This is a genomic window from Pseudomonas sp. RIT-PI-r, assembly GCF_001297015.1.
Classification (GTDB): Bacteria; Pseudomonadota; Gammaproteobacteria; order Pseudomonadales; family Pseudomonadaceae; genus Aquipseudomonas.
In genome coordinates this window covers 1-24,505 of sequence record NZ_LIGE01000008.1, presented here as the reverse complement: position 1 = coordinate 24,505, position 24,505 = coordinate 1, and the positions used below count along the sequence as shown (strand labels likewise).

Annotated in this window: 22 protein-coding genes; 7 read left to right on the top strand and 15 right to left on the bottom strand. The window is 59.9% G+C overall.

Going from position 1 to position 24,505, the window contains the following annotated elements; translation table 11 throughout:
* Positions 1 to 38: 38 nt before the first annotated feature.
* Positions 39 to 1,058, bottom strand: coding sequence for a zinc-binding alcohol dehydrogenase family protein (locus tag AK821_RS01155; RefSeq protein WP_064387757.1), 1,020 nt, complete (start codon positions 1,056 to 1,058; stop codon positions 39 to 41).
* Positions 1,059 to 1,090: 32 nt separating this feature from the next.
* Positions 1,091 to 1,384: a putative quinol monooxygenase gene (locus AK821_RS01150; RefSeq protein ID WP_064387756.1), complete on the bottom strand. Its 294-nt coding sequence runs from the start codon at positions 1,382 to 1,384 to the stop codon at positions 1,091 to 1,093.
* 119 nt (positions 1,385 to 1,503) lie between these two features.
* On the opposite strand from AK821_RS01150, the gene AK821_RS01145 reads away from it, so the two are divergent.
* The 3 genes from AK821_RS01145 (at position 1,504) to AK821_RS01135 (ending at position 4,989) form a co-directional block, all read left to right on the top strand.
* Positions 1,504 to 2,433: a LysR family transcriptional regulator gene (locus tag AK821_RS01145; RefSeq protein WP_064387755.1), complete on the top strand. Its 930-nt coding sequence runs from the start codon at positions 1,504 to 1,506 to the stop codon at positions 2,431 to 2,433.
* Between the two features lie 316 nt (positions 2,434 to 2,749).
* On the top strand, positions 2,750 to 3,481 hold the full coding sequence (locus AK821_RS01140; RefSeq protein ID WP_064387754.1) for an ArsR/SmtB family transcription factor: 732 nt from the start codon (positions 2,750 to 2,752) through the stop codon (positions 3,479 to 3,481).
* Positions 3,482 to 3,606: 125 nt separating this feature from the next.
* Positions 3,607 to 4,989, top strand: coding sequence for an MFS transporter (locus AK821_RS01135; RefSeq protein ID WP_064387753.1), 1,383 nt, complete (start codon positions 3,607 to 3,609; stop codon positions 4,987 to 4,989).
* Between the two features lie 118 nt (positions 4,990 to 5,107).
* On the opposite strand, the gene AK821_RS01130 is transcribed toward AK821_RS01135, so the two are convergent.
* The 3 genes from AK821_RS01130 to AK821_RS01120 form a co-directional block, all read right to left on the bottom strand.
* Complete coding sequence (locus AK821_RS01130) at positions 5,108 to 6,061, bottom strand: adenosine deaminase (RefSeq protein ID WP_008082147.1); 954 nt, start codon at positions 6,059 to 6,061, stop codon at positions 5,108 to 5,110.
* 80 nt (positions 6,062 to 6,141) lie between these two features.
* Positions 6,142 to 7,107 (bottom strand): 2-oxoglutarate and iron-dependent oxygenase domain-containing protein, encoded by a 966-nt coding sequence (locus AK821_RS01125; RefSeq protein ID WP_064387752.1) that lies wholly within the window; start codon positions 7,105 to 7,107, stop codon positions 6,142 to 6,144.
* 141 nt (positions 7,108 to 7,248) lie between these two features.
* Complete coding sequence (locus AK821_RS01120; RefSeq protein ID WP_064387751.1) at positions 7,249 to 8,322, bottom strand: BMP family ABC transporter substrate-binding protein; 1,074 nt, start codon at positions 8,320 to 8,322, stop codon at positions 7,249 to 7,251.
* 274 nt (positions 8,323 to 8,596) lie between these two features.
* Between AK821_RS01120 and AK821_RS01115 the strand changes: the two genes are divergently transcribed.
* Entirely contained in the window at positions 8,597 to 9,688 is a 1,092-nt protein-coding gene (locus AK821_RS01115) for a calcium:proton antiporter (RefSeq protein WP_064387750.1), read from the top strand.
* 127 nt (positions 9,689 to 9,815) lie between these two features.
* On the opposite strand, the gene AK821_RS01110 is transcribed toward AK821_RS01115, so the two are convergent.
* The 3 genes from AK821_RS01110 to AK821_RS01100 all read right to left on the bottom strand — a co-directional run bounded on the left by AK821_RS01110 (position 9,816) and on the right by AK821_RS01100 (position 12,567).
* A complete protein-coding gene (locus tag AK821_RS01110; protein ID WP_064387749.1) occupies positions 9,816 to 11,174 on the bottom strand; it encodes an 8-oxoguanine deaminase in 1,359 nt (452 codons plus the stop codon).
* 333 nt (positions 11,175 to 11,507) lie between these two features.
* Positions 11,508 to 12,194 (bottom strand): SDR family oxidoreductase, encoded by a 687-nt coding sequence (locus tag AK821_RS01105; RefSeq protein WP_152974138.1) that lies wholly within the window; start codon positions 12,192 to 12,194, stop codon positions 11,508 to 11,510.
* Positions 12,195 to 12,216: 22 nt separating this feature from the next.
* Positions 12,217 to 12,567: a MerR family transcriptional regulator gene (locus tag AK821_RS01100; protein WP_064387747.1), complete on the bottom strand. Its 351-nt coding sequence runs from the start codon at positions 12,565 to 12,567 to the stop codon at positions 12,217 to 12,219.
* Positions 12,568 to 12,650: 83 nt separating this feature from the next.
* Between AK821_RS01100 and AK821_RS01095 the strand changes: the two genes are divergently transcribed.
* Entirely contained in the window at positions 12,651 to 13,085 is a 435-nt protein-coding gene (locus AK821_RS01095; protein ID WP_064387764.1) for a hypothetical protein, read from the top strand.
* Positions 13,086 to 13,125: 40 nt separating this feature from the next.
* Here the strand turns inward: AK821_RS01095 and AK821_RS01090 are convergent, their stop codons facing one another.
* The 7 genes from AK821_RS01090 to AK821_RS01060 all read right to left on the bottom strand — a co-directional run bounded on the left by AK821_RS01090 (position 13,126) and on the right by AK821_RS01060 (position 21,130).
* Positions 13,126 to 14,052: an ABC transporter permease gene (locus tag AK821_RS01090; protein ID WP_064118442.1), complete on the bottom strand. Its 927-nt coding sequence runs from the start codon at positions 14,050 to 14,052 to the stop codon at positions 13,126 to 13,128.
* The gene (locus tag AK821_RS01085; protein WP_064387746.1) at positions 14,052 to 15,158 is read right to left on the bottom strand and encodes an ABC transporter permease; all 1,107 of its coding nucleotides are present in this window, start codon (positions 15,156 to 15,158) and stop codon (positions 14,052 to 14,054) included. Before AK821_RS01085 ends, AK821_RS01090 begins: the two co-directional genes overlap by 1 nt.
* Before the next feature lie 13 nt (positions 15,159 to 15,171).
* Positions 15,172 to 16,719, bottom strand: a complete 1,548-nt coding sequence (locus AK821_RS01080; protein WP_064387745.1) for an ABC transporter ATP-binding protein — start codon at positions 16,717 to 16,719, stop codon at positions 15,172 to 15,174.
* A gap of 642 nt (positions 16,720 to 17,361) precedes the next feature.
* A complete protein-coding gene (locus AK821_RS01075) occupies positions 17,362 to 17,943 on the bottom strand; it encodes an IMPACT family protein (RefSeq protein WP_064387744.1) in 582 nt (193 codons plus the stop codon).
* Between the two features lie 7 nt (positions 17,944 to 17,950).
* Positions 17,951 to 18,601, bottom strand: a complete 651-nt coding sequence (locus AK821_RS01070) for a TetR/AcrR family transcriptional regulator (RefSeq protein ID WP_064387743.1) — start codon at positions 18,599 to 18,601, stop codon at positions 17,951 to 17,953.
* Positions 18,602 to 18,689: 88 nt separating this feature from the next.
* Complete coding sequence (locus AK821_RS01065; RefSeq protein WP_064387742.1) at positions 18,690 to 20,078, bottom strand: uracil-xanthine permease family protein; 1,389 nt, start codon at positions 20,076 to 20,078, stop codon at positions 18,690 to 18,692.
* A gap of 131 nt (positions 20,079 to 20,209) precedes the next feature.
* The gene (locus AK821_RS01060; protein WP_064387741.1) at positions 20,210 to 21,130 is read right to left on the bottom strand and encodes a LysR family transcriptional regulator; all 921 of its coding nucleotides are present in this window, start codon (positions 21,128 to 21,130) and stop codon (positions 20,210 to 20,212) included.
* Between the two features lie 138 nt (positions 21,131 to 21,268).
* On the opposite strand from AK821_RS01060, the gene AK821_RS01055 reads away from it, so the two are divergent.
* Entirely contained in the window at positions 21,269 to 22,618 is a 1,350-nt protein-coding gene (locus tag AK821_RS01055; RefSeq protein WP_064387740.1) for an aspartate aminotransferase family protein, read from the top strand.
* A gap of 76 nt (positions 22,619 to 22,694) precedes the next feature.
* Entirely contained in the window at positions 22,695 to 24,188 is a 1,494-nt protein-coding gene (locus tag AK821_RS01050; protein ID WP_038360740.1) for a CoA-acylating methylmalonate-semialdehyde dehydrogenase, read from the top strand.
* The last annotated feature ends 317 nt before the right edge of the window (positions 24,189 to 24,505 follow it).

The following is a 24,505-nucleotide window of genomic DNA, read 5'->3' as shown; positions in this document are numbered from 1 at the left end:
TCGCAGCCCGTGTAAGCGCTGCCGAGGGCTTCGATTTTTCAGTCTTGGAAACCTTCTAAAACAATTTTCCCCTTGGCTTTGCCACTTTCCAGCAACTCATGGGCGCGGCGCAGGTTGCTCGCATTGATCGTGCCGAAATGCTCGCCCACCGTGGTCTTCAACGTCCCGGCATCAATCAGTTCAGCCACGCGGTTGAGCAGTTTGTGCTGTTCGATCATGTCTGGCGTCTCGAACAGCGAACGGGTGTACATGAACTCCCAGTGCAGCGACAGGCTCTTGCGCTTGAGTTTGCTCACGTCGAGCGACTTCGGATCGTCGATCAACGCCAGTTTGCCTTGCGGCGCCAGGGCCTCGACCAGTTGATCGAGATGCTGATCGGTCTGGGTCAGACTGGCGACATGGGTCACGTTGTTGATGCCCGCACGTTTCAGTTCTTCGCTCAGCGGCTGGCTGTGGTCAATCACCAGATCGGCGCCCAGCGCCTTCACCCAGTCACGAGTCTGCTCGCGGGACGCGGTGCCAATCACGTTCAGGCCGGTCAACTGCTTGGCCAGTTGCGTCAGAATCGAACCCACGCCCCCCGCCGCGCCGACGATCAGCAGGCTCTGTCCTTCATTGGTTGTGCCTTCGCAGATTTGCAGGCGTTCGAACAGCAACTCCCAAGCGGTGATCGCGGTCAACGGCAGGGCGGCGGCTTCGGCGAAACCGAGCGATTTGGGCATATGGCCGACGATGCGCTCATCCACCACGTGCAGTTCGCTGTTGCCGCCGGCACGGGCGATGGAGCCGGCGTAAAAGACTTTGTCGCCAGCCTTGAACAGCGTCACCTCGCTGCCGACAGCCTTGACCACACCGGCGACGTCCCAGCCCAGCACTTTCGCCGCGCCGTTTTCCGGCGCCACGTTCTGCCGCACTTTGGTGTCGACCGGGTTGACCGAGATGGCTTTAACCTCCACCAGCAGGTCGCGTGGGCCGGCGACCGGTTCTGGCAGTTCGATGTCTTGCAGGGATGTGGCGTCGCTGATCGGCAGGGAAGCGTAATAGGCGATGGCTTTCATGAAAGGCTCCGTAGAGTTGATGGAAGAAGGGTTCAGGCAATCGCGCCGAGGCGCTTGAGCTGGAAGTGTTCGATGGTCTGGCCGGCAGTGGCCTGGAACTGCAGGAAATGCGCGCTGGCGTTGTGCGCCTGGAGAATCTCTTCACTGGCCCAGTGTTCGATTACGTAGAACACCTGGGGATCGGCGAGATCACGATGCAGGTCGTACTGGCTGCAACCGTCCTCGGCACGACTCGGTGCAACCAATGCGCGCAGGCCCTGTTCGAGCAGATCCTGCTGGCCGGGTTTGGCAATCAGGGTTGCGATGGCGGTGAATGGCTGGGACATGTTTGGCTCCAGAGAAGCGAAATGAATTCGATGAACAGATGATTGGCTATTTCTGTGCAAGATAAAACCGGCTAAAAGAGCAGTCTCTTTCAATATTTTTTTGATAATCGAGGCTGAGAATGCTGCGTTTCGATGACTTGCAGTTGTTTGTCCGGGCGGCGGATCTGGGCAGTCTGTCGGCGGCAGCCCGGGTGATGGACATGTCTGCCGCCGTGGCCAGCGCTGCGCTCAAGCGTATCGAACAGCAACTCGGCGCTCGTTTGCTGGCCCGTTCGACGCGCAGCTTGCGCCTGACTGCCGAGGGGGAAGGCTTTCTCGAATACGCGCGGGCAGCATTGAGCAATATCGATGAGGGACGGCGTCTGCTCGCCAGCGGGCAGGATCAGGTGAGTGGGATCCTGCAGCTGTCGGCGCCTTCGGATTTCGGGCGCAACCTGCTGTTGCCGTGGCTCGACGAGTTTCAGCGCGAGCACCCGAAACTGACGGTGCGCCTGCTGCTCGGTGACCGCATCGCGGATCTGTTTCGCCAGCCAGTGGATATCGCCTTGCGCTATGGCGAGCCGGAGGACTCCAGCCTGGTCGCCCTGCCGATCGCTCCGGACAACCGCCGCGTGCTCTGCGCATCCCCGACCTACCTGGCCCGGCACGGCGAACCGCATCAGCTCGAACAACTGGCCCAGCACAATTGCCTGTTGTACATGCTAGGCAGCCGGATCCACGACCATTGGAGTTTTCATGACGGCAAACGCGAAGTCGGTCTGACCGTGAGTGGCGACCGCTTCAGTGATGACGCCGACGTCGTGCGGTTATGGGCGGTGGCAGGGGCAGGAATTGCCTATAAATCCTGGCTCGACGTGGCGACCGATGTGCTGGCCGGACGGCTCAAGGTGCTGATGCCGGAGTTGCTGTGCGAGCGCGCTCCGCTGAATTTACTGTGCGCACATCGCGCGCAATTGAGTAAGCCGGTGAACCTGTTGAGGGAAATGCTCGCCAGCCGATGCGCTGCAGTGAGTAGTCAATTTCCCGTTTTCTCGAAACTTGATCATTAGTCGCAGTTAAATAGAGAAATTTCTGTCAGGAACAATCACCACCCGCGCAGGCTCCGGCGCGGGACGGGGCCTGCATCCCGCTTATACTAGCGCCCGCCTCATGCCAGTACCGAAACCCCGGCGCGGACACCGTCAGACTGAGTGGGTCCTGTTCAAGTCAGGGCTGCGCAAGGCCGCGACGTCGGTGCCGGAAGATGTTGTGTCAAGGGGCTGCATTGCCCCGGCTCATGGCGTTTTTCGCGTCTTGGCCGCCGACTCATTACTGGTCAAGATGTCTGCGAGCAGTAGACGATACGATTCCACAGGGAGTGAATACATGGAACATGCACCTTGCATCAGCCAGATCGCCACGTTGCTGGCCGACCCCAAGCGCAGCGCGATGATGTGGGCGTTGATGGATGGTTCGGCCCGGCAAACCGAGGAGCTTGCGCTACTGGCAGGGCTGTCACCGTCGTCGGCCAGCGCGCATCTGGCGCGGCTGTCCACGGGCGGTCTGTTAAAGGTCGAAGTCCGTGGTCGCAAGCGTTTTTTCCGCCTCTCGGCACCGGAGGTCGGCGCGGCGATAGAAGCGCTGGCCAGCGCCACCATCGCCAGCACCCCGCGAGAAATCCCCGAGATGTTCAAACGCTCCACGCCCTTGGCGAAACCGCAGGCCGCGCCGTCATCGTTGTTGCGCGCTCGCTTTTGTGATGATCATCTGGGCGGGACGCTGGCTGCCGATCTTTATCAGCGATTGCTCGACGCCGGCTGGATCGAACAGTTTGAGCTGCGCGTGGTAGTGACGCATAAGGGCGCAAAGCAACTGGCCGGACGTGGGGTGTTTATCCAGGCGCTGGCCCATCGCAATGTGCAGGTGGCCTGCGCATGTCCGGACTGGAGCGAACGTCGACCGCACATGGGGGGCTCGCTCGGCGCGGCGCTGCTGCAACTGTTCATGCAATCCGGCTGGCTGACCTTGCCCAATGATTCAAGAGCGCTGCAACTGTCGGCCACCGGGGAGCGAGAATTGCTGCGCTTCGCCAAAGAAACCGCTCTACAAATGGCGTAGTAGAGCCGTGCGTCACCACCGTTCGGGGCTGTCGCCTACGACTGCGAACAGGTCGCATCCAGCACGAGCGCAGGGACGCTATCGCGCACACTCGATCCGGGGACTTTTCGGATGGGGTAGGCGGCATGGACACTCAGGGCTTCAGTGCGGCAGAACGCTTGGAACGACTGCCGGTCAGTGGTTATCACCGGATCATTTTCATCATCATTGCCTTGGCGTTTTTCTTCGACTCCATGGATCTGGCGATGATGACTTTCCTCCTCGGCTCGATCAAAGCCGAGTTCGGCCTGAGCAGCGCCCAGGCTGGGCTGCTCGCCAGCTCGAGTTTCTTCGGCATGGTACTGGGCGCCTCGTTGTCAGGCATGCTCGCCGATCGCTTCGGGCGCAAACCGGTGTTCCAGTGGAGCATCGTCCTGTGGGGGGTGGCGAGTTACCTGTGCTCGACGGCGCAAACGGTCGAGACACTGACACTGTTTCGCATTCTGTTGGGAATCGGCATGGGCATGGAGTTTCCGATTGCGCAGTCGATGTTGTCCGAGTTGATTCCCGCCCAGCGACGGGGGCGCTACATCGCCTTGATGGATGGCTTCTGGCCGTTGGGTTTTGTCGCTGCCGGCGTGCTTTCGTATTTCCTGCTGCCGCTGATTGGCTGGCGTGACATCTTTCTGGTGTTGGCGGTACCGGCGGTGTTCGTGCTGGCGATCCGCTTCTTCATTCCCGAGTCACCTCGCTGGCTGGAGCAGGCCGGGCGAGATGACGCGGCGGACAAGGTGCTGAGCGGCATCGAAGCGCGGGTACGTGCTTCGATCGGCGGTGCGGCGCTGCCGGAACCGATTCGCTTGCCGCGTACGGTGACGCCACCGGGCAATTTCTTTTCGGCGCTCAAGCAGATCTGGTCACCGCAGTATCGCCAGCGCACGACGATGATCTGGAGTCTGTGGTTTTTTGCGCTGCTCGGTTTTTACGGGCTGACGTCGTGGCTGAGTGCACTGTTGCAACAGTCGGGTTTTGCCGTGACGCAGTCGGTTTATTACACGGTGCTGATTTCGCTGGGGGGCATTCCCGGGTTTCTCATGGCCGCGTGGCTGGTCGAACGCTGGGGGCGTAAACCGGTGTGTATCGTCACGTTGCTCGGTGGCGGGGTGATGGCGTTTCTCTACGGGCAGAGCGCGGTGTTTGGCGGCAACGTGGCGCTGTTGATCAGTACCGGGCTGCTGATGCAGTTTTTCCTGTTCGGGATGTGGGCGGTGCTCTACACCTACACGCCGGAGCTGTATCCGACCTCGGCACGTGCGACCGGCTCAGGGTTTGCTTCGGCGATTGGCCGCGTCGGCTCGTTGCTCGGGCCATTGGTGACCGGGCTGGTGTTCCCGATAACCGGGCAGGGCGGGGTGTTTGCGCTGGGCGCGGCGTGCTTTGCGATTGCGGCGGGGGTGGTGTGGCTGTTCGGGATGGAGACGCGGGGGAAAACCCTGGAAGAGCTGACAGAAGCCCAATCCATCGGCTAACACCGATCCAATGTAGGAGTGAGCCTGCTCGCGATAGCGATCTGTCAGTTAACACCTCTGTTTCTGACACTCCGCCATCGCGAGCAGGCGAAGGCCTACAAGGGTTTTGCGGTGTTGCTTATGGTTTTACCAGGCGCGCATCGAGGCTGTTCTGCGCCAGACGCTTGGCCTGATCCTGGGTCATGCCCAAGTGCTCATGCAGCGCGTAGAAGTTCTCGGTCACGTAACCACCGAAGTACGCCGGGTCATCGGAGTTCACCGTGACCTTCACACCACGCTCAAGCATGTCGAGAATGTTGTGCTGCGACATGTGATCGAACACGCAAAGCTTGGTGTTCGACAGCGGGCACACGGTCAGCGGGATCTGTTCGTCGATGATCCGCTGCATCAGACGTTCGTCTTCGATGGCGCGCACGCCATGGTCGATGCGCTGGATTTTCAGCAGGTCGATGGCTTCCCAGATGTATTCCGGCGGGCCTTCTTCGCCGGCGTGGGCAACGGTCAGGAAACCTTCGTGACGGGCACGGTCGAACACACGCTGGAACTTGCTCGGCGGGTGACCCATCTCGGAACTGTCCAGACCGACTGCGACGAACGCATCACGGAACGGCAGCGCCTGGTCGAGGGTTTTCTCGGCTTCTTCTTCGCTCAAGTGGCGCAGGAAGCTGAGGATCAAACCGCTGGTGATGCCCAGTTGCTGCTCGCCATCCTTCAGCGCCGCCGCGATGCCGTTGAGCACCACTTCGAAGGGGATGCCCCGGTCAGTGTGGGTCTGCGGGTCGAAGAACGGTTCGGTGTGAATCACGTTCTGTGCTTTGCAGCGCAGCAGGTACGCCCAGGTCAGGTCGTAGAAGTCCTGCGAAGTACGCAGCACATCGGCGCCCTGGTAATACAGGTCGAGGAATTCCTGCAGGTTGTTGAAGGCGTAAGCCTTGCGCAGGGTTTCCACGTCATTCCACGGCAGGGCGATCTTGTTGCGTTCGGCCAGGGCGAACAGCAGCTCGGGCTCCAGCGAGCCTTCCAGATGCAGGTGCAGTTCAGCCTTGGGCAAGGCGTTGAGCCAGTCGTACATATTCTTTTCTCATCAGGTGCAATGACGGCATTCTACAGATGCTCGCCGAAACAATTGGCAAAACCTGACCAAGCGATCCATCAAACGGCTTCCTGCTCGCGGCGATAAGCGTAGGTATCGGCGAAGCGCGACAGCAGGAATTCGGCGCAAGTGGTGGCCGGATATTTCGCTGGATGCGCTGCGTCCTGACAACCGGGCAGGCATTCGATGCGCGTGTCCGGGTGCGGCTCGGCGAAGAATGGCATCGAGTAGCGATCCACCCCGAGCGGGCTGATCACCCGGTGCGGGGTGGAGCGATAACGGTCGTTGCTCCAGCGCGCCATCATGTCGCCGAGGTTGACCACGAAAGTGCCTTCAATCGGTGGCGCGTCGATCCATTCGCCCTTGACGTTCTTCACTTGCAAGCCGCCGGCGCTGTCCTGGTAGAGCAGGGTGATGCAGCCGTAATCGGTATGTGCGCCGGCACCTTGCTGCTCGGCGGAGCTGGCGGTGTGGCGCGGTGGGTAATGGATCATGCGCAGCACGCTGACCGGATCCACGAAGCGGCTGTCGAAGAAATCACGTTCGATGTTCAGCGCCAGGGTCATCGCGCGCAACAGGGTCTGCGCGAGGGCCTGCATGTCGAGGTAGTGCTGTTCCATCAATTCAGCCCATCCGGTTTGCGCCGGATGACGGTTCGGCCCGCGTAGAGGTTTTTCCGCGAGCACGTCGGGATGGCTGGCCGGCAGGTGCAGGCCCATGTCGAAGGTTTCTTTGAGGTCGCTGGGTTTGCTCGGGTCGAGTTGCTCAGTGGCGATGGCGCCGTAGCCGCGATGGTGGCGGGTCTGGGTGATGTCGATCTTGAGTTTTTCCGCTGCGGGCAGCGCAAAAAAACGTTGAGTCTGATCGAGCACGGCGTCGATGCGCTGCGGCGAAATCGGGTGACCCTTGATGTAGAAGAAGCCCCACTCGCGGCAGGCGTGGTCGATCTGTTCGGCTACGGCGGGCCAGGCGTTTTCGTCGTCGGAGTAGAGCGGGCTGATATCGATGATCGGAAGCTGATCCATACACAATCCTTGAGAGCGCTGAAGATCAAATGTAGGAGTGAGCCTGCTCGCGATAGCGGTGTATCAGGCGACACTTTGCTGAATGACCCACCGCTATCGCGAGCAGGCTCACTCCTACAAGGGACGGTGGTAGGACTGGCGTTACTTCGGCATCTCCGCCTTAATGCCTTCAACGTAATAGTTCATCGACGCCAGTTCCGCATTGGTCGCGCTCACGCCCGCCGGGATTTTCTCGACCCCGGCCTGATCCTTGATCGGCCCGGTAAACGGTTGGAATGCTCCGCTCTTGATGTCGGCAATGATCTGCTCGGCCTCGGCTTTCACCGGCGCTGGCACCAAGTCGCTGATCGGCAGTTCAACCGTGCCTTCCTTCAACCCGCCCCAGTAATCCTGCGATTTCCAGGTGTGATCGATCACGCTTTGCGTCGCCTGAATATAGTGCGGTGCCCAGTCGTTGACGATCGACGTCAGCACGGCTTTCGGCCCGAAGTGCGCCATGTCCGAGGCATAACCCACCGCATACACGCCACGACGCTCAGCGGCCTGAATCGGTGCCGGACTGTCGGTGTGCTGGAACACCACATCGACGCCCTGATCGATCAGCGCGTTGGCTGCATCGGCTTCCTTGCCCGGATCGAACCAGGAGTTGACCCACACCACCTTGATCTCTGTGCCGGGGTTGTATTTGTTCAAGGCCAGTTGAATCGAGTTGATATCGCGGATCACCTCGGGGATCGGGAACGAGGCGACATAGCCGATCTTTTTGGTCTTGGTCATCTTCGCCGCAAGGAAGCCACCGACGTAACGGCCCTCGTAGGTGCGCGCCAGATAGGTGCCGAGGTTCTTGTCCTGTTTGTAGCCGGTGGCGTGTTCGAAAGTCACCTTGGGAAATTGCTTGGCGACTTTCAGCGTCGGGTTCATGTAGCCGAACGAGGTGGTGAAGATCAGATCATATTTGTCCTTGGCCATGTTGCGGATCACCCGCTCGGCGTCGGCTCCTTCGGCGACGTTCTCGACGTAATTGGTGGTGATCTGATTGCCGAATTTCTCGGCAAGAGCCTTGCGCCCCTGCTCATGCTGATACGTCCAGCCGTGATCACCGATCGGGCCGATGTAGACGAAACCGACCTTCAGCGGATCGGCAGCGCTGGCGCTCAGGCTGATCCCCAGACCGAGGGCGGCGCACAGCAGTTTGTGCAGCGGACGTATTTGCATGAATTGGAGCTCCATTTTGTTGTGTGTGGTCAGGGCCAATGCAAATTGCTGACCAACAGGACAACAAACAAAAAAGATCGCAGCCTTCGGCAGCTCCTACATGGGAATGCGCAACCTGTAGGAGCTGCCGAAGGCTGCGATCTTTTCAGCGCCAGAACCAACGCAGTGCAAGTCCGCGAGTTCACGCCATCGCTTGGTGCGCTAAGGTGTAACGAAACGTTAGCGCCGCCCCGCAGTCAGTAGCTCATTCGCACTCTTCGGCAAAAGGCCCGCCATGTTCACAATCCTCAAGCAAGAAAGTTTTCTGCTACTGGCCGTCATCGCCGCGTGCGTCGCCTATCCGTTGGAACACTGGATGTTGCACAGCGGCCAGATCGTCGCGCTGACTGCCGGTCTGGTGCTGATCGCCTTCATCGTCGCCGCCTCGATGCGCGTCGCCCATCACGCCGAATTGCTCGCCGAAAAGGTCGGCGACCCTTACGGCACGATGATCCTCACGCTCGCGGCCGTGCTGGTGGAAGTGGTGATTCTGGCGATCATGATGAGCAACGAAGCGTCGCCCACGCTGGTGCGTGACACGATCTATTCCGCCGTGATGCTCGACATCAATGGCATCCTCGGCCTCGCCGCGCTAATGGGCGGGATTAAACATGGCGAGCAGTCGTACAACGACGATTCGGCGCGCAGCTACAGCGTGATGATCCTCACCGCCATGGGCGTGTCGATGGTGGTGCCGGAGTTTATTCCCGAGGCCAACTGGAAGATTTATTCAGCGTTCACCATCGGTGCGATGGTGGTGCTGTATGCGCTGTTTCTGCGCATGCAGGTCGGCCCGCACAGTTACTTTTTCAGCTACAGCTACCCGGACAAACGCCGCAAGAAGGAACCGCAGGACGCGCAGGCGAAAGCCCCGAGCATCGGCCTGTCGATCGGTATTCTGGTGTTTGGCATTGTGGTGATCGGCGCCCTGGCCGAGGTGATGTCGAAGACCCTCGATCTGGGCCTCGAAGGCACGGGCGCGCCGCCGGTGATCACGGCGATTCTGGTGGCGGCGATTTCTGCGGCGCCGGAAATTTTGACCGCGTTGCGTGCAGCGTTGGCCAACCGCATGCAGTCGGTGGTGAACATTGCGATGGGCGCGTCATTGTCGACGGTGATTCTGACGGTGCCGGTGATGGAGGCGATGGCGCTGTATACCGGCCAGCCGTTTCAGATGGCGATGACGCCGGTGCAGACGGTGATGATTTTCCTGACGTTGATCGTCAGTGCGATCAACCTGAATGACGGCGAGACCAACGCCATCGAAGGCATGACGCACTTCGTGCTGTTCGCGACGTTCATCATGCTGTCCCTGCTCGGCCTCTGATGATTGATCGTTCCCACGCTCCGCGTGGGAACGCCGCCATGGACGCTCTGCGTCCGCTGCTGGGACGCGGAGCGTCCCGAGATGCATTCCCACGCAGAGCGTGGGAACGATCATATGGGGAGGGGGATCAGGTGCCGGCGATCAGTTGGCGAGCCGCCTGGCTGTGATCGGCGATCAGGCCTTTCAGATCCAAGCCTTCAACCTGCCCATCAACCACGCGCCACTTGCCACCAATCATCACCCGATCCGCACGATCGGCACCGCACAACAGCAGCGCCGAAATCGGATCATGGCTGCCGGAGAAGCGCAGTTCATCCAGCTTGAACAACGCCAGATCCGCCTGCTTGCCCACGGCAATCTCACCGATGTCGGTGCGGCCCAGCAAGCTCGCCGAACCCTTGGTCGCCCAGCCCAGCACGCGTTCCGGGGTGATCTTCTCGGCGCCGTAACGCAGACGCTGGATGTACAACGCCTGACGCGCTTCGAGAATCATGTTCGAGGCATCGTTGGACGCCGAACCATCGACGCCCAGACCAAACAACGCACCGGCGTCAGTCAGATCGATACTCGGGCAGATGCCGGAAGCCAGACGCATGTTCGAGCTCGGGCAATGGCAAATACCGGTGCCGGCCTGGCCGAGGCGGGCGATTTCATCCGGGTTGAAGTGGATGCCGTGGGCCAGCCAGGTGCGCGGGCCGAGCCAGCCGACGCTGTCGAGATAATCGACGGTGCGCAGGCCGAAACGCTGCAGGCAGAAGTCTTCTTCATCGAGGGTTTCAGCCAGGTGCGTGTGCAGGCGCACGTCGAGTTTGTTCGCCAGTTCAGCACTCGCCGACATGATTTCCGGGGTCACCGAGAACGGCGAGCACGGTGCCAGCGCGATTTGGATCTGCGCGCCATCGCCACGCTCGTGGTACTCGTGAATCAGGCGCTGACTGTCGTCGAGAATCACCTGACCTTCCTGCACGGTCTGCTGCGGCGGCAGGCCGCCGTCCTTCTCGCCGAGGCTCATCGAACCGCGGGTGAGCATGGCGCGCATGCCCAGTTCACGGACACTTTCGACTTGCACGTCGATGGCGTTTTCCAGGCCGTCCGGGAACAGGTAGTGGTGGTCGGCAGCGGTGGTGCAGCCCGACAGCAGCAATTCGGCCAACGCGACTTTGGTGGCGAGGGCGAGTTTCTCAGGTGTCAGTCGCGCCCATACCGGATACAGGGTTTTCAGCCACGGAAACAACGGCTGATTGACCACCGGCGCCCAGGCGCGAGTCAGGGTTTGATAAAAATGGTGGTGAGTGTTGATCAGGCCCGGCAGGATCACATGCTCGCGAGCATCAAAGACTTCATTGCACGGCGCCGACGGCTGTTGGCCGGCCGCAAGCACTTCGACGATGACACCGTCTTGCACGACAAGACCGCCACGGGCATCGAGCTCGTTGGAGGTGAAAATGGCGAGGGGATTTTTTAACCAGGTACGGGTCGCGGGCATGTTGCCGGCTCCTCTGAAAATGGGTTCAGGGTTGCCAGCTCAGTGATGCCCTGTCTGCTGATCCAGGGTCGCCGCGGGGGACGAGGTGCGCAGTTTCAAACAAATTGCCGCATCGGGCAAGCCCAACCCGACCATTCACCGCACAACCAAAATACACAAACCAATGGCGATGTGATCCGACAACGCCCATTCCAACAAAATACGCAACCCTGTAGGAGCTGCCGAAGGCTGCGATCTTTTGATCTTGTTTTTTACAATCAAAAGATCGCAGCCTTCGGCAGCTCCTACATTTAGCCAGTCATGCAGGTATTCAGGGGATTCTGATTTCGCTGCTTACCAGGGAATGGCTTCACCCTTGTAATTGATGAAGTGATGCCCGCCCTTACCGGTATACGCATTCACCTGATCAACCAGGCCACGGGTGCTGGTTTCCACGTCAAGGTCAGCGCCTTCGCCACCCATGTCGGTCTTCACCCAACCCGGATGCAGCGACAACACCGTCATCTTCTGCTCGCCCAATTGCGTAACAAAACTGTTGGTCATCGAATTCAGCGCAGCCTTGCTCGCCTTGTACAGCGCCAGTTCCGGCGCGTCCGGCATGGTCACGCTGCCGAGCACTGAACTCATGAACGCGAGCACGCCGCTACCGTCACGAATCTGTCCGGCAAAGCGTTGGGCCAGATTGATCGGCGCCACGGCGTTGGTGAAAAACAGCTGGCCGACTTCGGCCAGTGTCGCGCCTCCCGGGGCCTGATCGGCCGGGCCTTTGACCCCGGCGTTGACGAACAGCAGGTCGAAGGTTTCGCCCTTGAGCTGTTGGCTCAGAGCGATCACCGCTTGCTGATCGTCCATGTCGAGTTTCTCGATCCGCACCTTGCCCAGCGCTTGCAGCGCCTCGGCGTTTTGCGGATTGCGCACGGTGGCGGTGACCTGCCAGCCGTCGGCCAGCAGGGTTTTCACCAGACCGAGGCCAAGGCCCCGGGAGGCGCCGATAATCAGTGCGTTTTTTGCAGACATGATGGGCTTCCTTGATGAATGAGGATCATGGATTCAATGGACAGGCCTGACCGAGGCGAAGTTGCAGCTCTTGCCGCAGCGCGTCGAGTTCGCGCATGCGGGTTTCGATCAGTAGCAGTTTGTCGCGCAGCAATTGCGCGACGGCGTTGTCCGGATCGGGTGCGTTCCACAACGCGGCCACGCTGTCGCCGATCTCGCCGAGGGTAAATCCCAGACGCTGCGCCGTTTTGATATAGAGCACCAGTTGCACCATCTCCCGCGGATAGTCGCGGTAACCATTGGCACTGCGCTGCGCCGCAATCAACCCGCGCTGCTCGTAGAAACGCAGGGTGTCACGGCTGACGGCGCTGGCCTGGGCTAATTCACCGATGCGCATGGCGACTCTCAAAAGGGCTATTGACCCTGGAGCATACTCCAGGCTTTACCGTGGTTGCTCCTCAAATTTCTGGAGCATGGATGATGTGGACTTCAACGCAATATCGCAACGTGGTGCGCGGCAGTGCCTGGTATGACCTGGTCGTCACGGCGGCGTTTGCCACGCCGTGGAGTTTTGCCGTTGTGCACGGGTTGTTGAGCGCACTGAATTTGCCCGGCGAACCGCCGGCGTTTCAGCCTGTGCATCTGTTGATGGCGAATCTGTTGGGGTCGGTGGTGTGTGTTTGGGCGGTGCTGCGGATTCGTGATCCGCAGGCGCTTTATGGACGGTATGACGCGGTGGCGCGGTTTCTGTTTGCGGCTTGGCAGGCGTATGCCTTGTTGCACGGCGCCAGTTCGATTCTGATTGTTTTCCTGGTCTTCGAGTTAGCGTGGGGCGTTGCTCAAGTATTGCCTGTTGAAAAGCCATCGCGAGCAGGCTCACTCCTACAAGGGAATTGTGAACCCGATCCAATGTAGGCCTTCGCCTGCTCGCGATAGGGCCAACAAGGTCACCGCATCAATGCCCCGCCTGCCAAGGCTGCCCAAGCGACACCGGCGCATACAACCGAGTACGCAACGCATCCCGCGACAACAGCACCAACACCACAATCGTCGCCACATACGGCAGCATCGCTAGCAAACTCGACGGAATCGCCAGCCCCAGCCCCTGCGCCACCAGATGCAGGATGCTGGCGAGCCCAAACAGATACGCCCCGAGCAGCAACCGCCACACCCGCCAACTGGCAAACACCACCAGCGCCAGCGCAATCCAGCCGCGCCCGGCGGTCATGTTTTCGGCCCACATCGGCGTGTACGCCAGCGACAGATACGCGCCGGCCAATCCGGCCATCGCCCCGCCAAACAGCACTGCCAGGGTGCGCACGGTCAACACCGGCAAACCCATCGCACTGGCCGCATCCGGGTTCTCACCCACAGCTTGAATGATCAACCCGACACGACTTTTGATGATCACCCACGCCACCAGCGCAAACAGCGCGAACGACAGATACACCAACAAATCCTGCGCGAACAGCATCCGCCCGATCAGCGGAATCTCACTCAGATAGGGAATCGCCAACGGCTCAAAACCGGCCAGCGGTTTGCCTACCCAGGCCGCACCGACAAAGGTCGACAGCCCGACACCGAAAATCGTCAGGGCCAAACCGGTCGCCACCTGATTGGCGTTGAACACCAGCGCCACCAAGGCAAACAGCGACGACAGCAACATCCCGGCGAGCATCGCCAACAACACGCCGAGCCACAGGTTGCCGCTGTTCAGCGCGACGATAAAGCCGATCACCGCGCCAAACAGCATCATCCCTTCTTGACCGAGGTTGAGCACGCCGCTCTTCTCGCAGATCAGTTCACCCAACGCCACCAGCAACAGCGGCGTGCCGCAACGCACCATGGCGTAGAAAATATTGCTCAACAGATCGATATCCATCACAGCGCTCCGGCGGTTACGGCAGTGGTCGAAGTGCGCTTCGCCCAGCGCAGGTTCAGGCGTGGCCGATAGAGAATCAGCACGTCACAGGCGAGCAGGAAAAACAGCATCATTCCCTGAAACAATTGGGTGATCGCCTGCGGCAGGTTCATCGTCATCTGCGCGCTCTCGCCACCGATGTACAGCAACGCCATCAACAGGCTGGAAAACAGAATACCGATCGGATTGAGGCGCCCGAGGAACGCCACGGTAATCGCCGCATAGCCATACCCCGGCGACACCTGCGGCACCAATTGGCCAATCGGCCCGGTGACTTCACAGACTCCCGCCAGCCCGGCCAAACCACCGCTGATCAACAGCGCCAGCCAGATCAAGCGCTTCTCGCGAAAGCCGACAAACCCCGCCGCACGCTTGTCCAGCCCAAGCACCTTGATCTGGAAACCGACAAAGCTTTTCTGCAACAACACCCAAACCGCCACCAGTGCGAGCAAGGCGAAATACACCCCGGCATGCACGCGACCATCCTCCATCAGCAGCGGCAAACGGCTGGCATCACCGAACATCGCCGACTCGGGAAAGTTGAATCCGGCCGGATCCTTCAGCGGCCCGTGCACGCAGAACAACAGCAGATTCAGCGCGATGTAATTGAGCATGATGCTGGTGAGGATTTCGTTGGCATTGAAGCGCGTGCGCAACCACGCCGTCAGCCCGGCCCACGCCGCGCCGGCGAAGGTGCCGATGAGCAGAATAAATACCAGCGCCCAACGGCTTTGCATGTCGATGACGTTCACCGCCAACGCGCTGCCGGCGAGGGCGCCGAGGAGCAATTGCCCCTCGGCGCCGATGTTCCAGATCCGCGCCTGATACGCCACCGCCAGACCCAATGCACAGAGCAAGATCGGCAGCGTTTTCACCAGCCATTCGGAGATGCCATACAAATCGCTGACCGGTGCGATCAGCAGCGTGTGCAAGGTTTGCAGCGGGTCATGGCCGAGGGCGATGAACAGTAGCGAGCCGCAGCCAAGCGTGAGCACCGCCGCCAACAACGGTGAGCACCACAACATCAAGCGCGATTGCTGGCCACGGGGTTCGAGGGAAAGCAGCATTTGGAAAACTCCGTTAAACCGTGGCGGCTGAAGGTGGGTTGTCGAACTGGCCGGCCATCCAGCCGCCGACGTCGCTGAGTTGCGAGTCGCCGGTGTTGTGCAGCGCCGACAGACGCCCGCCACAAAGCGCGCCGAGGCGGTCGCTGATCTGGAACAGTTCATCGAGGTCTTCGGAAATCACCAGAATCGCCGCGCCGGCATCGCGCAACGCGATCAACGCACGGTGGATGGTCGCGGCAGCACCGACGTCGACGCCCCAGGTCGGGTGCGCGGCGATCAGCAGTTTCGGTTGCTGAAGGATTTCCCGGCCGAGGATGAATTTCTGCAGATTGCCGCCGGACAAACTGCGCGCGGCAGTTTGCGTGTCCGGGGTTTTCACGCCGAAGCGCTGAATGATCTGTTGGGCGAGGGCTTCGACTTTGCCGCGCTGGATTAGCCCGTTGCTGACCAAACCTTGTTGGAAAGCCGTCAGCAGGGCGTTGTCCGCCAGACTCAGTTCCGGCACCGCGCCGTGACCGAGACGCTCGGCCGGCACGAATGCCAGGCCCAGTTTGCGTCGCGCATCCGGGCGTAAATCAGCGACGTGTTGTTCGGCGAATCGAATGGTCGCGGCTTGCGCCCGAGGCAAGGTTTGTTCGCCACTGAGCAGGGCCAGCAATTCATCCTGACCGTTGCCCGCGACCCCGGCGATGCCGACGATTTCACCACTGCGCACTTGCACATCAATGTCAGTCAACGTGCAGCCGAACGGATCCGGGTTGTGCCAACTCAAGCCCTTCACCTGCAAAAACGCCGCGCCGCCGCTGACCTTCGGATAGTCGCCAATCAACGCCGCCGCTTCGCCAACCATCATCTGCGCCAATTGCTGATCGGAGCATTCGGCCGGCACGCAATGCCCGGCCACGCGCCCGCCGCGCAAAACCGTCGCGCTGTGACACAACGCCCGAACCTCGGCGAGTTTGTGGCTGATAAACAGAATACTGCAGCCCTCCGAGGCGAGGCGGCGCAGGGTGATGAACAACTCGTCTGCCTCGTGCGGTGTCAGCACTGAGGTCGGCTCATCGAGAATCAGCAGACGGATGTCCTGCATCAGGCAGCGAATGATTTCCACCCGTTGCCGCTCGCCAATCGACAGGCTGTGGACAAGTCGCTCCGGCTCCAGCGCCATGCCATAACGGCGTGACAATTCGCGAATCTTCGGTTCCAGTTGTTTCGGCGTACCGGCGTCCGCGCCCATCGCCAGGGCAATGTTCTGCGCCACGCTGAGGGTTTCGAACAGCGAAAAATGCTGGAACACCATGCCGATGCCCAACTGCCGCGCCTGTGCCGGGTTGCGGATATTCACCCGTTGACCTTGCCAGAGCATCTCGCCCGAATCGGCCTGGGTAACGCCGTAGATGATCTTCATCAGGGTGCTTTTGCCCGCGCCGTTTTCGCCGAGCAGGGCGTGGATTTCTCCGGGGGCGATGGTCAGGTCGATGGCGTCGTTGGCCAGACAACCGGGATAGCGTTTGCTGATATGGCGCAGTTGCAGGCGCGGGGTTGCAGGAGCAATGGGCATGACAGGCTCGACTTGCTTTGAGTTGTGCCTGTGGATAAAGCAATTTCCTGGCCATTGAGTCAGGAACGCGAGCGGGCCGCGTGTGCGAGTGCCTGAAGCAGAGCATTGCCTGCAAAACTGGCTGGGCTCACGGCACCAATTCAGAGCAAAGCCGTTGATCGGGCTCCAGTTTTGCCCGTTGGTAACTGATCAAAAAACGAGCAAATCCCTGTGGACTAGGCAGAACCTGCGACTGCGCCAGCCATGAACGGGTTATCCACAGCTTGTTCCACAGTTATTGTGCGCAAGCCGCAAACCCGGGCATAAGCACTGCGGTGCTTTCTTCTAATGGTGATAAACCGCGCTAACTGTCTGTTTCTGTTTGAAATTTTCGTTTCGTCGGTTGAATTGAACGAAAAGTGAGCAAACCGCGCAAAGCCACGTGACAGAAGGGTTACAGCGTTATGTGCTCAGGTTATCCACAGTCGGGTGCACAGCAGATGTGGGCAACTCCGGGGAATATCGGAAAAGGGTGATGCCCTAAAAGATCGCAGCCTTCGGCAGCTCCTACACGAAAACGCCGATACCGGGATCACCCACACAATTCATGACAACCCCGGATCCTGTAGGAGCTGCGGAACGCTGCGATTATTTGATGTTGCTTCACCGCTGCAACAAAATTCGTCCACGACTCAAATCCGCTAGCTGGGTTTGCAAAACATCGATCTGCGCTTCCCCCACCGCCAACTTCAACTCAACCCCATTTGCCGTGAAGTTTTCTTCGATAACCAATCCACCGAGATCGGCCACCCGCAACTTCACCAACGCCAACTCGGCAAACCCGCAAGCACAACTCAATGGCACCCGGCTGATCAACTCGACCTTGGCCGCCGTCTGCAAACATTTGTTCGCACCACCGCCATAGGCCCGGGCCAACCCGCCAGTCCCCAGTTGAATCCCGCCGTACCAACGAATCACCAACACCGCGACCTGATCGCAATCCTGCGCTTCAATCGCCGCCAGAATCGGCCGACCCGCCGTGCCGCCCGGCTCGCCGTCGTCATTGCTGCGATATTGATCGCCAAGTTTCCACGCCCAGCAATTGTGCGAGGCATTCAAGTCGCTGTGTTGCTCGAAGAACGCCTGCGCCTCGGCAGGGCTGCCGATCGGCGTGGCGAAGGTGATAAAGCGGCTTTTGCGAATCTCTTCGCGGTACTCGCAAAAACCGCTGAGGGTGAAAGGCATAAACGTCTTATAGAGGAGGAGTGAGGCCGCAGCCTTTGAGAATGATGCGGATCAGGTTGTTGCCGGCGTCTTCCATGTCCTGCTTGGTCAGCTTGCTGCGACCGCTGACGCGACAGATCTGCGTGGCGAAGTCGGCATAGTGCTGGGTGCTGCCCCACAACAGGAAGATCAGGTGCACCGGATCGACCGCGTCCATTTTGCCCGCATCGATCCACGCCTGAAACACTGCCGCACGGCCAGTGAACCAGGCGCGGTAATCCTGATTGAAATATTCGGTCAGGCATTCACCGCCGCTGATCACTTCCATTGCAAAGATTCGCGAGGCTTGCGGCTGGCGGCGGGAGAATTCCATCTTGGCGCGGATGTAGCGGGTCAGCGCTTCGGCCGGATCGTCCTCGGCGGTGAGCGTATTGAAGGTGCTGTCCCACAGCTCGATGATGTTGCTCAACACCGCCACGTACAAACCGAGTTTGTTGGTGAAGTAGTAATGCAGGTTCGCCTTGGGCAATCCGGCATTCTGGGCGATGGTGTTCATGCTGGTGCCTTTGTACCCGTGACGGGCGAACTCGTCTTCGGCGGCTTTGAGGATGGTCTCTTCGTTCTTCTGACGAATGCGGCTGGCGGGTTTACCGCCGTGGGCTGGGACTTCAAAGGTCATAGGCACTTCCGGGTTTGTCTGTGGGTGCAACCAGTTGCGTTGATAGCGCACCCACAGGCATCCGACAAGTCCTTGCGCGATAAAACCGTTACGCCTGTTCGATCTTGTTCAGCGGCGCGTGCACTTCAGCGGCCTCGGTTTTCGCCTCCGGCAGCAACAGGCACAGGATGATCGCGGTCAGGCCACCGCTGGTGATCGCCGAGTCGAACAGGTTCTGCACCAGTTTCGGCAGCAGGTGCAGCAGGTTCGGTTGCGCAGCAATACCCAGACCGACGCCGAACGAAGTGGCGATGATCAACATGCTGCGTCGATCCAGCGACGACTGCGCGAGGATGCGCACGCCGGCAGCGGCCACCGCACCGAACATCACCAGAGTCGCGCCGCCGAGCACCGGCTTCGGGATCTGTTGCAGCACCGCGCCGATCATCGGGAACATGCCAAGACAGAAGAGGATCGCGCCGATGTACAGGCCGACGTAGCGGCTGGCGACGCCGGTCAGCTGGATCACGCCGTTGTTCTGCGCAAACGTAGTGTTGGGGAAGGCGCTGAAGGTCGCGGCGATCATGCAACTGACGCCATCGCCGAGCACGCCACCGCGCAGGCGGCTTATATATGAAGGGCCACTGATCGGTTGGCGAGCGAGCATGCAGTTGGCGGTAAGGTCGCCGACAGTTTCGATGGTACTGATCAGATAAATCAGCGCGACCGGCAGGAAAGCCATCCAGTCGAAGCTGAATCCGAACTTGAACGGTGTAGGAAAACTCACCAGTGGCAAGTCAGGTAAAGGCTGCGGCACCAGTTTGCCACTGAACCACGCGGCCAGACTGCCGAGCAGCAAACCGATGATAATTGCCGACAAACGCACCCACGGCGTATTGGAGCGGTTGAGCAGAATGATCGTCAGCAACACAAACACGCCCAGCGCCAGATTGCCCGGCGCACCGAAGTCCGGCGCATTGAAGCCACCGCCCAGATCGGTGATGCCGACCTTGATCAGGCTGATGCCAATGAGGGTGATGACGATCCCGGTCACCAGCGGCGTAACGACTCGACGCAATTGACCGATGAAACGGCTGAGGACGATCTGCACGATTGCGCCGAAAAAGCACACGCCGAAGATCATCGCCAGAATGTCTTCCGGGCTGCCGCCGCGTTGCTTGACCAGAAACCCCGCCGACAGCACCGCACCAAGAAAGGCAAAACTGGTGCCTTGCAGGCAAATCATCCCGGCGCCAATCCCGAACGGCCGCCGCGCCTGAATAAACGTGCCGACGCCCGAGACCATCAACGCCATGCTGATCAGATACGGCAAATACGCCGTCAGCCCCAGCGCCGAACCAATCACCAATGGCGGGGTAATGATGCCGACGAAACTGGCGAGCACGTGTTGCAGCGCCGCGAGGGTGGCGGCGAGTGGTTTGGGGCGGTCGTTGAGGCCGTAGATCAGGTCGCTGGACGGTGCGGAATCTGGCTGCATGGCTTAGGGCTTCTTATCAAAGGAACGAAGTAATTCCCCTTCTGCAAAAACCTGTCCACTTGCTCAGCTTTATGAGCGAATCACCCGCAAACGTAGGAGCTGCCGCAGGCTGTGATCGTTTGATCTTGCCTTCAACGCGTCGCCGCCAGACTCTCCAGAAAGCTTTCCAGCACCAAATGAGGGCGCCGGCCCTTGCGCGTGACCGATGCGAGGCTCAAGTCATAAAAACGCGTTTGCGATTTCAACGCACGCAAGCGACCTTGCTGCACCCAGAGGCTGGCGTAGTGATCCGGCAGATAGCCGATGTAGCGCCCGGTCAGAATCAGAAACGCCATGCCTTCCCGGTCGGAGGCGCTGGCGGTGCAATTGAGCGCCTGGTAATGCGCCTGAATATCCGCCGGCAACCGAAACGTCGGCGCAATCGCGTCCTGACTGTTCAGGCGTTCGTCATCCAGTTGCTTGTCATCGACATAAAACAGCGGATGGCCCACCGCGCAGTAAAGCAGCGAACGTTCGCTGTACAGTGGCTGATATTCCAGCCCCGACAACGCACTGGCCTGCGGCACCACGCCGACATGCAGGCGTCCATCGAGCACGCCTTGCTCGACTTCGTTCGGCGCAATCATGCGGATCTGGATCTGCACATCCGGCCCGCGTTCCTTCAATTGCGCGAGGGCGTGGGTGATGCGCATGTGGGGGAGGGTGACGAGGTTGTCGGTCAGGCCGATGATCAGCTCACCGCGTAAATGCTGGTGCAGGCCGTTGACCTCGGTGCGAAAACTTTCCAGCGCACTTAATAGTTGCAGCGCCGATTGATACACCTCGCGACCTTCTTCGGTCAGCGAAAACCCCGCCCGACCACGCTGACACAGACGCAAACCGAGGCGCTGCTCCAGATCGCTCATCTGCTGACTGATCGCCGAGCGACCGATGCCGAGCACCGTTTCCGCCGCCGAGAAGCCGCCGCACTCCACCACGCTGCGAAAAATCCGCAGCAGGCGAATATCAAAGTCACTGACCTGGGCTAGCGGATCGGGGCGGCGACTGCTCATCTTATTGTTCTCATTGTTTAGCAAAGTTCTAACTGAAGGTTAGAAGAGTTGGATTTCACCGACTTTATCCCCGTGGCAATTTAGCTGCAACAACGCTTTTTATCTCCCTGACGCTTATGCCCTGCGAGGTTTTGCCCGATGAACATGCCTGAAAATGCGCCGTCGCCACTGGCCAGCCAATTGAAGCTGGACGCGCACTGGATGCCGTACACCGCCAACCGCAACTTCCAGCGCGACCCGCGTTTGATCGTTGGCGCCGAAGGCAGCTGGCTGATCGACGACAAAGGCCGCAAGGTATATGACTCGCTGTCTGGCCTGTGGACTTGTGGCGCAGGCCACACCCGCAAGGAAATTCAGGAAGCGGTCTCGAAACAGTTGGGCACCCTCGATTACTCGCCGGGCTTCCAATACGGCCACCCGTTGTCGTTCCAGCTGGCCGAGAAAATCACCGAGCTGACCCCGGGCAACCTGAACCACGTGTTCTTCACTGACTCCGGTTCCGAGTGCGCCGACACTGCAGTAAAAATGGTTCGTGCGTACTGGCGCCTGAAAGGCCAGGCGACCAAAACCAAAATGATCGGCCGTGCCCGTGGCTACCACGGCGTGAACATCGCCGGCACCAGCCTCGGCGGCGTCAACGGCAACCGCAAACTCTTCGGTCAGGCGATGATGGACGTCGATCATCTGCCGCACACGCTGCTGGCCAGCAACGCATTTTCCCGTGGCATGCCGGAGCAGGGTGGTATTGCCCTGGCCGATGAGCTGCTGAAGCTGATCGAGTTGCACGATGCTTCGAACATCGCCGCCGTATTCGTCGAACCAATGGCCGGTTCCGCCGGCGTTCTGGTGCCGCCGCAGGGTTACCTGAAGCGTCTGCGCGAAATCTGCGATCAGCACAGCATCCTGCTGGTGTTCGACGAAGTGATTACCGGTTTCGGTCGTACCGGCAACATGTTCGGCGCCGACACCTTTGGCGTGACCCCGGACCTGATGTGCATCGCCAAGCAAGTCACCAACGGCGCGATCCCGATGGGCGCAGTGATTGCCAGCTCCGAGATCTACCAGACCTTCATGAATCAGCCGACCCCCGAATACGCCGTGGAATTCCCGCACGGCTACACCTATTCGGCACACCCGGTGGCGTGCGCCGCAGGTCTTGCAGCACTCGATCTGCTGCAAAAGGAAAACCTGGTGCAGAGCGTTGCCGAAGTCGCACCGCATTTCGAAAACGCGCTGCATGGGCTGAAAGGTTCGAAGAACGTTATCGACATCCGTAACTTCGGCCTGGCCGGTGCGATCCAGATTGCCGGTCGTGATGGCGACGCCATTGTGCGTCCGTTCGAAGCGGGCATGGCCCTGTGGAAAGCCGGGTTCTACGTGCGCTTCGGCGGCGACACCCTGCAGTTCGGCCCAACCTTCAACAGCAAGCCGCAAGACCTTGATCGTCTGTTCGACGCGGTCGGCGAAGTGCTGAACAAGCTCGACTGATTTTTCCTTCTATATATACCTACAAAAACGGGCGCTCCTTAACGGGGCCCCGTGGACAAGAATTCAGGAGTTTTCGATGAGCGTTATCCCGCATTTGATCAATGGCGAACTGGTGACCGAGAACGGTCGTGCGGTAGATGTGTTCAACCCGTCTACCGGTCAGGCTATCCACAAGCTGCCACTGGCCAGCCAGGCAACCATCCAGAAAGCCATCGATGCCGCCAAGGCTGCGTTCCCGGCGTGGCGCAACACGCCGCCGGCCAAACGTGCTCAGGTGATGTTCCGTTTCAAGCAACTGCTGGAGCAGAACGAAGCGCGCATCTCGCAATTGATCAGCGAAGAGCACGGCAAGACCCTGGAAGACGCTGCCGGTGAATTGAAGCGCGGTATCGAGAACGTCGAGTTCGCTTGCGCCGCTCCGGAAATCCTCAAGGGCGAGTACAGCCGCAACGTCGGCCCGAACATCGACGCATGGTCGGACTTCCAGCCGCTGGGGATTGTGGCCGGTATCACGCCGTTCAACTTCCCGGCCATGGTGCCGCTGTGGATGTACCCGTTGGCGATCGTCTGCGGTAACTGCTTCATCCTCAAGCCGTCCGAGCGTGATCCAAGCTCTACACTGCTGATTGCTCAGCTGTTGCTGGAAGCGGGTCTTCCGAAAGGCGTGATGAGCGTGGTGCATGGCGACAAGACTGCCGTGGATGCGCTGATCGAAGCGCCGGAAGTCAAAGCGCTGAGCTTCGTTGGCTCGACGCCGATTGCCGAGTACATCTACGCCGAAGGCACCAAGCGCGGCAAGCGCGTTCAGGCACTGGGCGGCGCGAAGAACCACGCAGTGCTGATGCCGGATGCCGATCTGGATAATGCGGTCAGCGCACTGATGGGCGCCGCGTACGGTTCGTGCGGCGAGCGTTGCATGGCGATCTCGGTTGCTGTGTGTGTGGGCGACCAGGTGGCGGATGCGCTGGTGGCGAAACTGGTTCCACAGATCCAGGCGTTGAAAATCGGTGCCGGCACATCGTGCGGTCTGGACATGGGCCCACTCGTGACCGGACAGGCGCGCGACAAGGTCAGCGGTTATGTGGATGACGGCGTGGCAGCGGGCGCGACCCTGGTGGTCGACGGTCGTGGGTTCAGCGTGGCGGGTCATGAAGAGGGCTTCTTCCTCGGTGGCTGCCTGTTCGACAACGTCACCCCGGAGATGCGCATCTATAAAGAAGAGATCTTCGGTCCGGTACTGTGCATCGTTCGTGTGAACAGCCTGGAAGAGGCCATGCAACTGATCAACGATCACGAATACGGCAACGGCACCTGCATCTTCACCCGTGACGGTGAAGCTGCGCGTCTGTTCTGTGATGAGATCGAAGTCGGCATGGTTGGCGTCAACGTGCCGCTGCCGGTGCCGGTGGCTTACCACAGCTTCGGCGGCTGGAAGCGTTCGCTGTTCGGCGATCTGCACGCGTACGGTCCGGACGGTGTGCGCTTCTATACCCGTCGCAAGGCGATCACTCAGCGCTGGCCGCAGCGTGCGAGCCACGAGGCTTCGCAATTCGCGTTCCCTAGCTTGTAAGTAGAAGGGCAGGGCAAAGAAGGCCGACCCCTTGGGGTCGGCCTTCATGTTTTCGGGCTTTTTTGACCGATGTGACAGATTTATGAAAATAGGTGTTGACGGCAGATTTGAGATGTCTATAATTCGCCCCACTTCCGGCGCAGTCGAAACGGAAAACTCCTTGAGATTCAATGAGTTATGTAGGTTTCGACAGCAGGTTGCTTCAGTTCATCGAAGCCAGAAAGGAAGTTGAAAAAGAGGTGTTGACAGCAGCGTGTAACGCTGTAGAATTCGCCTCCCGCTGCAGAGAGATCTGAAGCGCAAGTGGTTGAAGTTGT

Coding starts and splice junctions, on each gene's coding strand:
- AK821_RS01055 (WP_064387740.1), top strand. CDS start 21,269: ATGAACATGCCTGAAAATGCGCCGTCGCCACTGGCCAGCCAATTGAAG.
- AK821_RS01065 (WP_064387742.1), bottom strand. CDS start 20,078: ATGCAGCCAGATTCCGCACCGTCCAGCGACCTGATCTACGGCCTCAAC.
- AK821_RS01095 (WP_064387764.1), top strand. CDS start 12,651: ATGTGGACTTCAACGCAATATCGCAACGTGGTGCGCGGCAGTGCCTGG.
- AK821_RS01140 (WP_064387754.1), top strand. CDS start 2,750: ATGGAACATGCACCTTGCATCAGCCAGATCGCCACGTTGCTGGCCGAC.
- AK821_RS01090 (WP_064118442.1), bottom strand. CDS start 14,052: ATGGATATCGATCTGTTGAGCAATATTTTCTACGCCATGGTGCGTTGC.
- AK821_RS01130 (WP_008082147.1), bottom strand. CDS start 6,061: ATGTACGACTGGCTCAACGCCTTGCCCAAGGCTGAACTGCACCTGCAT.
- AK821_RS01085 (WP_064387746.1), bottom strand. CDS start 15,158: ATGCTGCTTTCCCTCGAACCCCGTGGCCAGCAATCGCGCTTGATGTTG.
- AK821_RS01060 (WP_064387741.1), bottom strand. CDS start 21,130: ATGAGCAGTCGCCGCCCCGATCCGCTAGCCCAGGTCAGTGACTTTGAT.
- AK821_RS01120 (WP_064387751.1), bottom strand. CDS start 8,322: ATGCAAATACGTCCGCTGCACAAACTGCTGTGCGCCGCCCTCGGTCTG.
- AK821_RS01100 (WP_064387747.1), bottom strand. CDS start 12,567: ATGCGCATCGGTGAATTAGCCCAGGCCAGCGCCGTCAGCCGTGACACC.
- AK821_RS01115 (WP_064387750.1), top strand. CDS start 8,597: ATGTTCACAATCCTCAAGCAAGAAAGTTTTCTGCTACTGGCCGTCATC.
- AK821_RS01135 (WP_064387753.1), top strand. CDS start 3,607: ATGGACACTCAGGGCTTCAGTGCGGCAGAACGCTTGGAACGACTGCCG.
- AK821_RS01080 (WP_064387745.1), bottom strand. CDS start 16,719: ATGCCCATTGCTCCTGCAACCCCGCGCCTGCAACTGCGCCATATCAGC.
- AK821_RS01070 (WP_064387743.1), bottom strand. CDS start 18,601: ATGACCTTTGAAGTCCCAGCCCACGGCGGTAAACCCGCCAGCCGCATT.
- AK821_RS01155 (WP_064387757.1), bottom strand. CDS start 1,058: ATGAAAGCCATCGCCTATTACGCTTCCCTGCCGATCAGCGACGCCACA.
- AK821_RS01110 (WP_064387749.1), bottom strand. CDS start 11,174: ATGCCCGCGACCCGTACCTGGTTAAAAAATCCCCTCGCCATTTTCACC.
- AK821_RS01145 (WP_064387755.1), top strand. CDS start 1,504: ATGCTGCGTTTCGATGACTTGCAGTTGTTTGTCCGGGCGGCGGATCTG.
- AK821_RS01075 (WP_064387744.1), bottom strand. CDS start 17,943: ATGCCTTTCACCCTCAGCGGTTTTTGCGAGTACCGCGAAGAGATTCGC.
- AK821_RS01050 (WP_038360740.1), top strand. CDS start 22,695: ATGAGCGTTATCCCGCATTTGATCAATGGCGAACTGGTGACCGAGAAC.
- AK821_RS01125 (WP_064387752.1), bottom strand. CDS start 7,107: ATGGATCAGCTTCCGATCATCGATATCAGCCCGCTCTACTCCGACGAC.
- AK821_RS01150 (WP_064387756.1), bottom strand. CDS start 1,384: ATGTCCCAGCCATTCACCGCCATCGCAACCCTGATTGCCAAACCCGGC.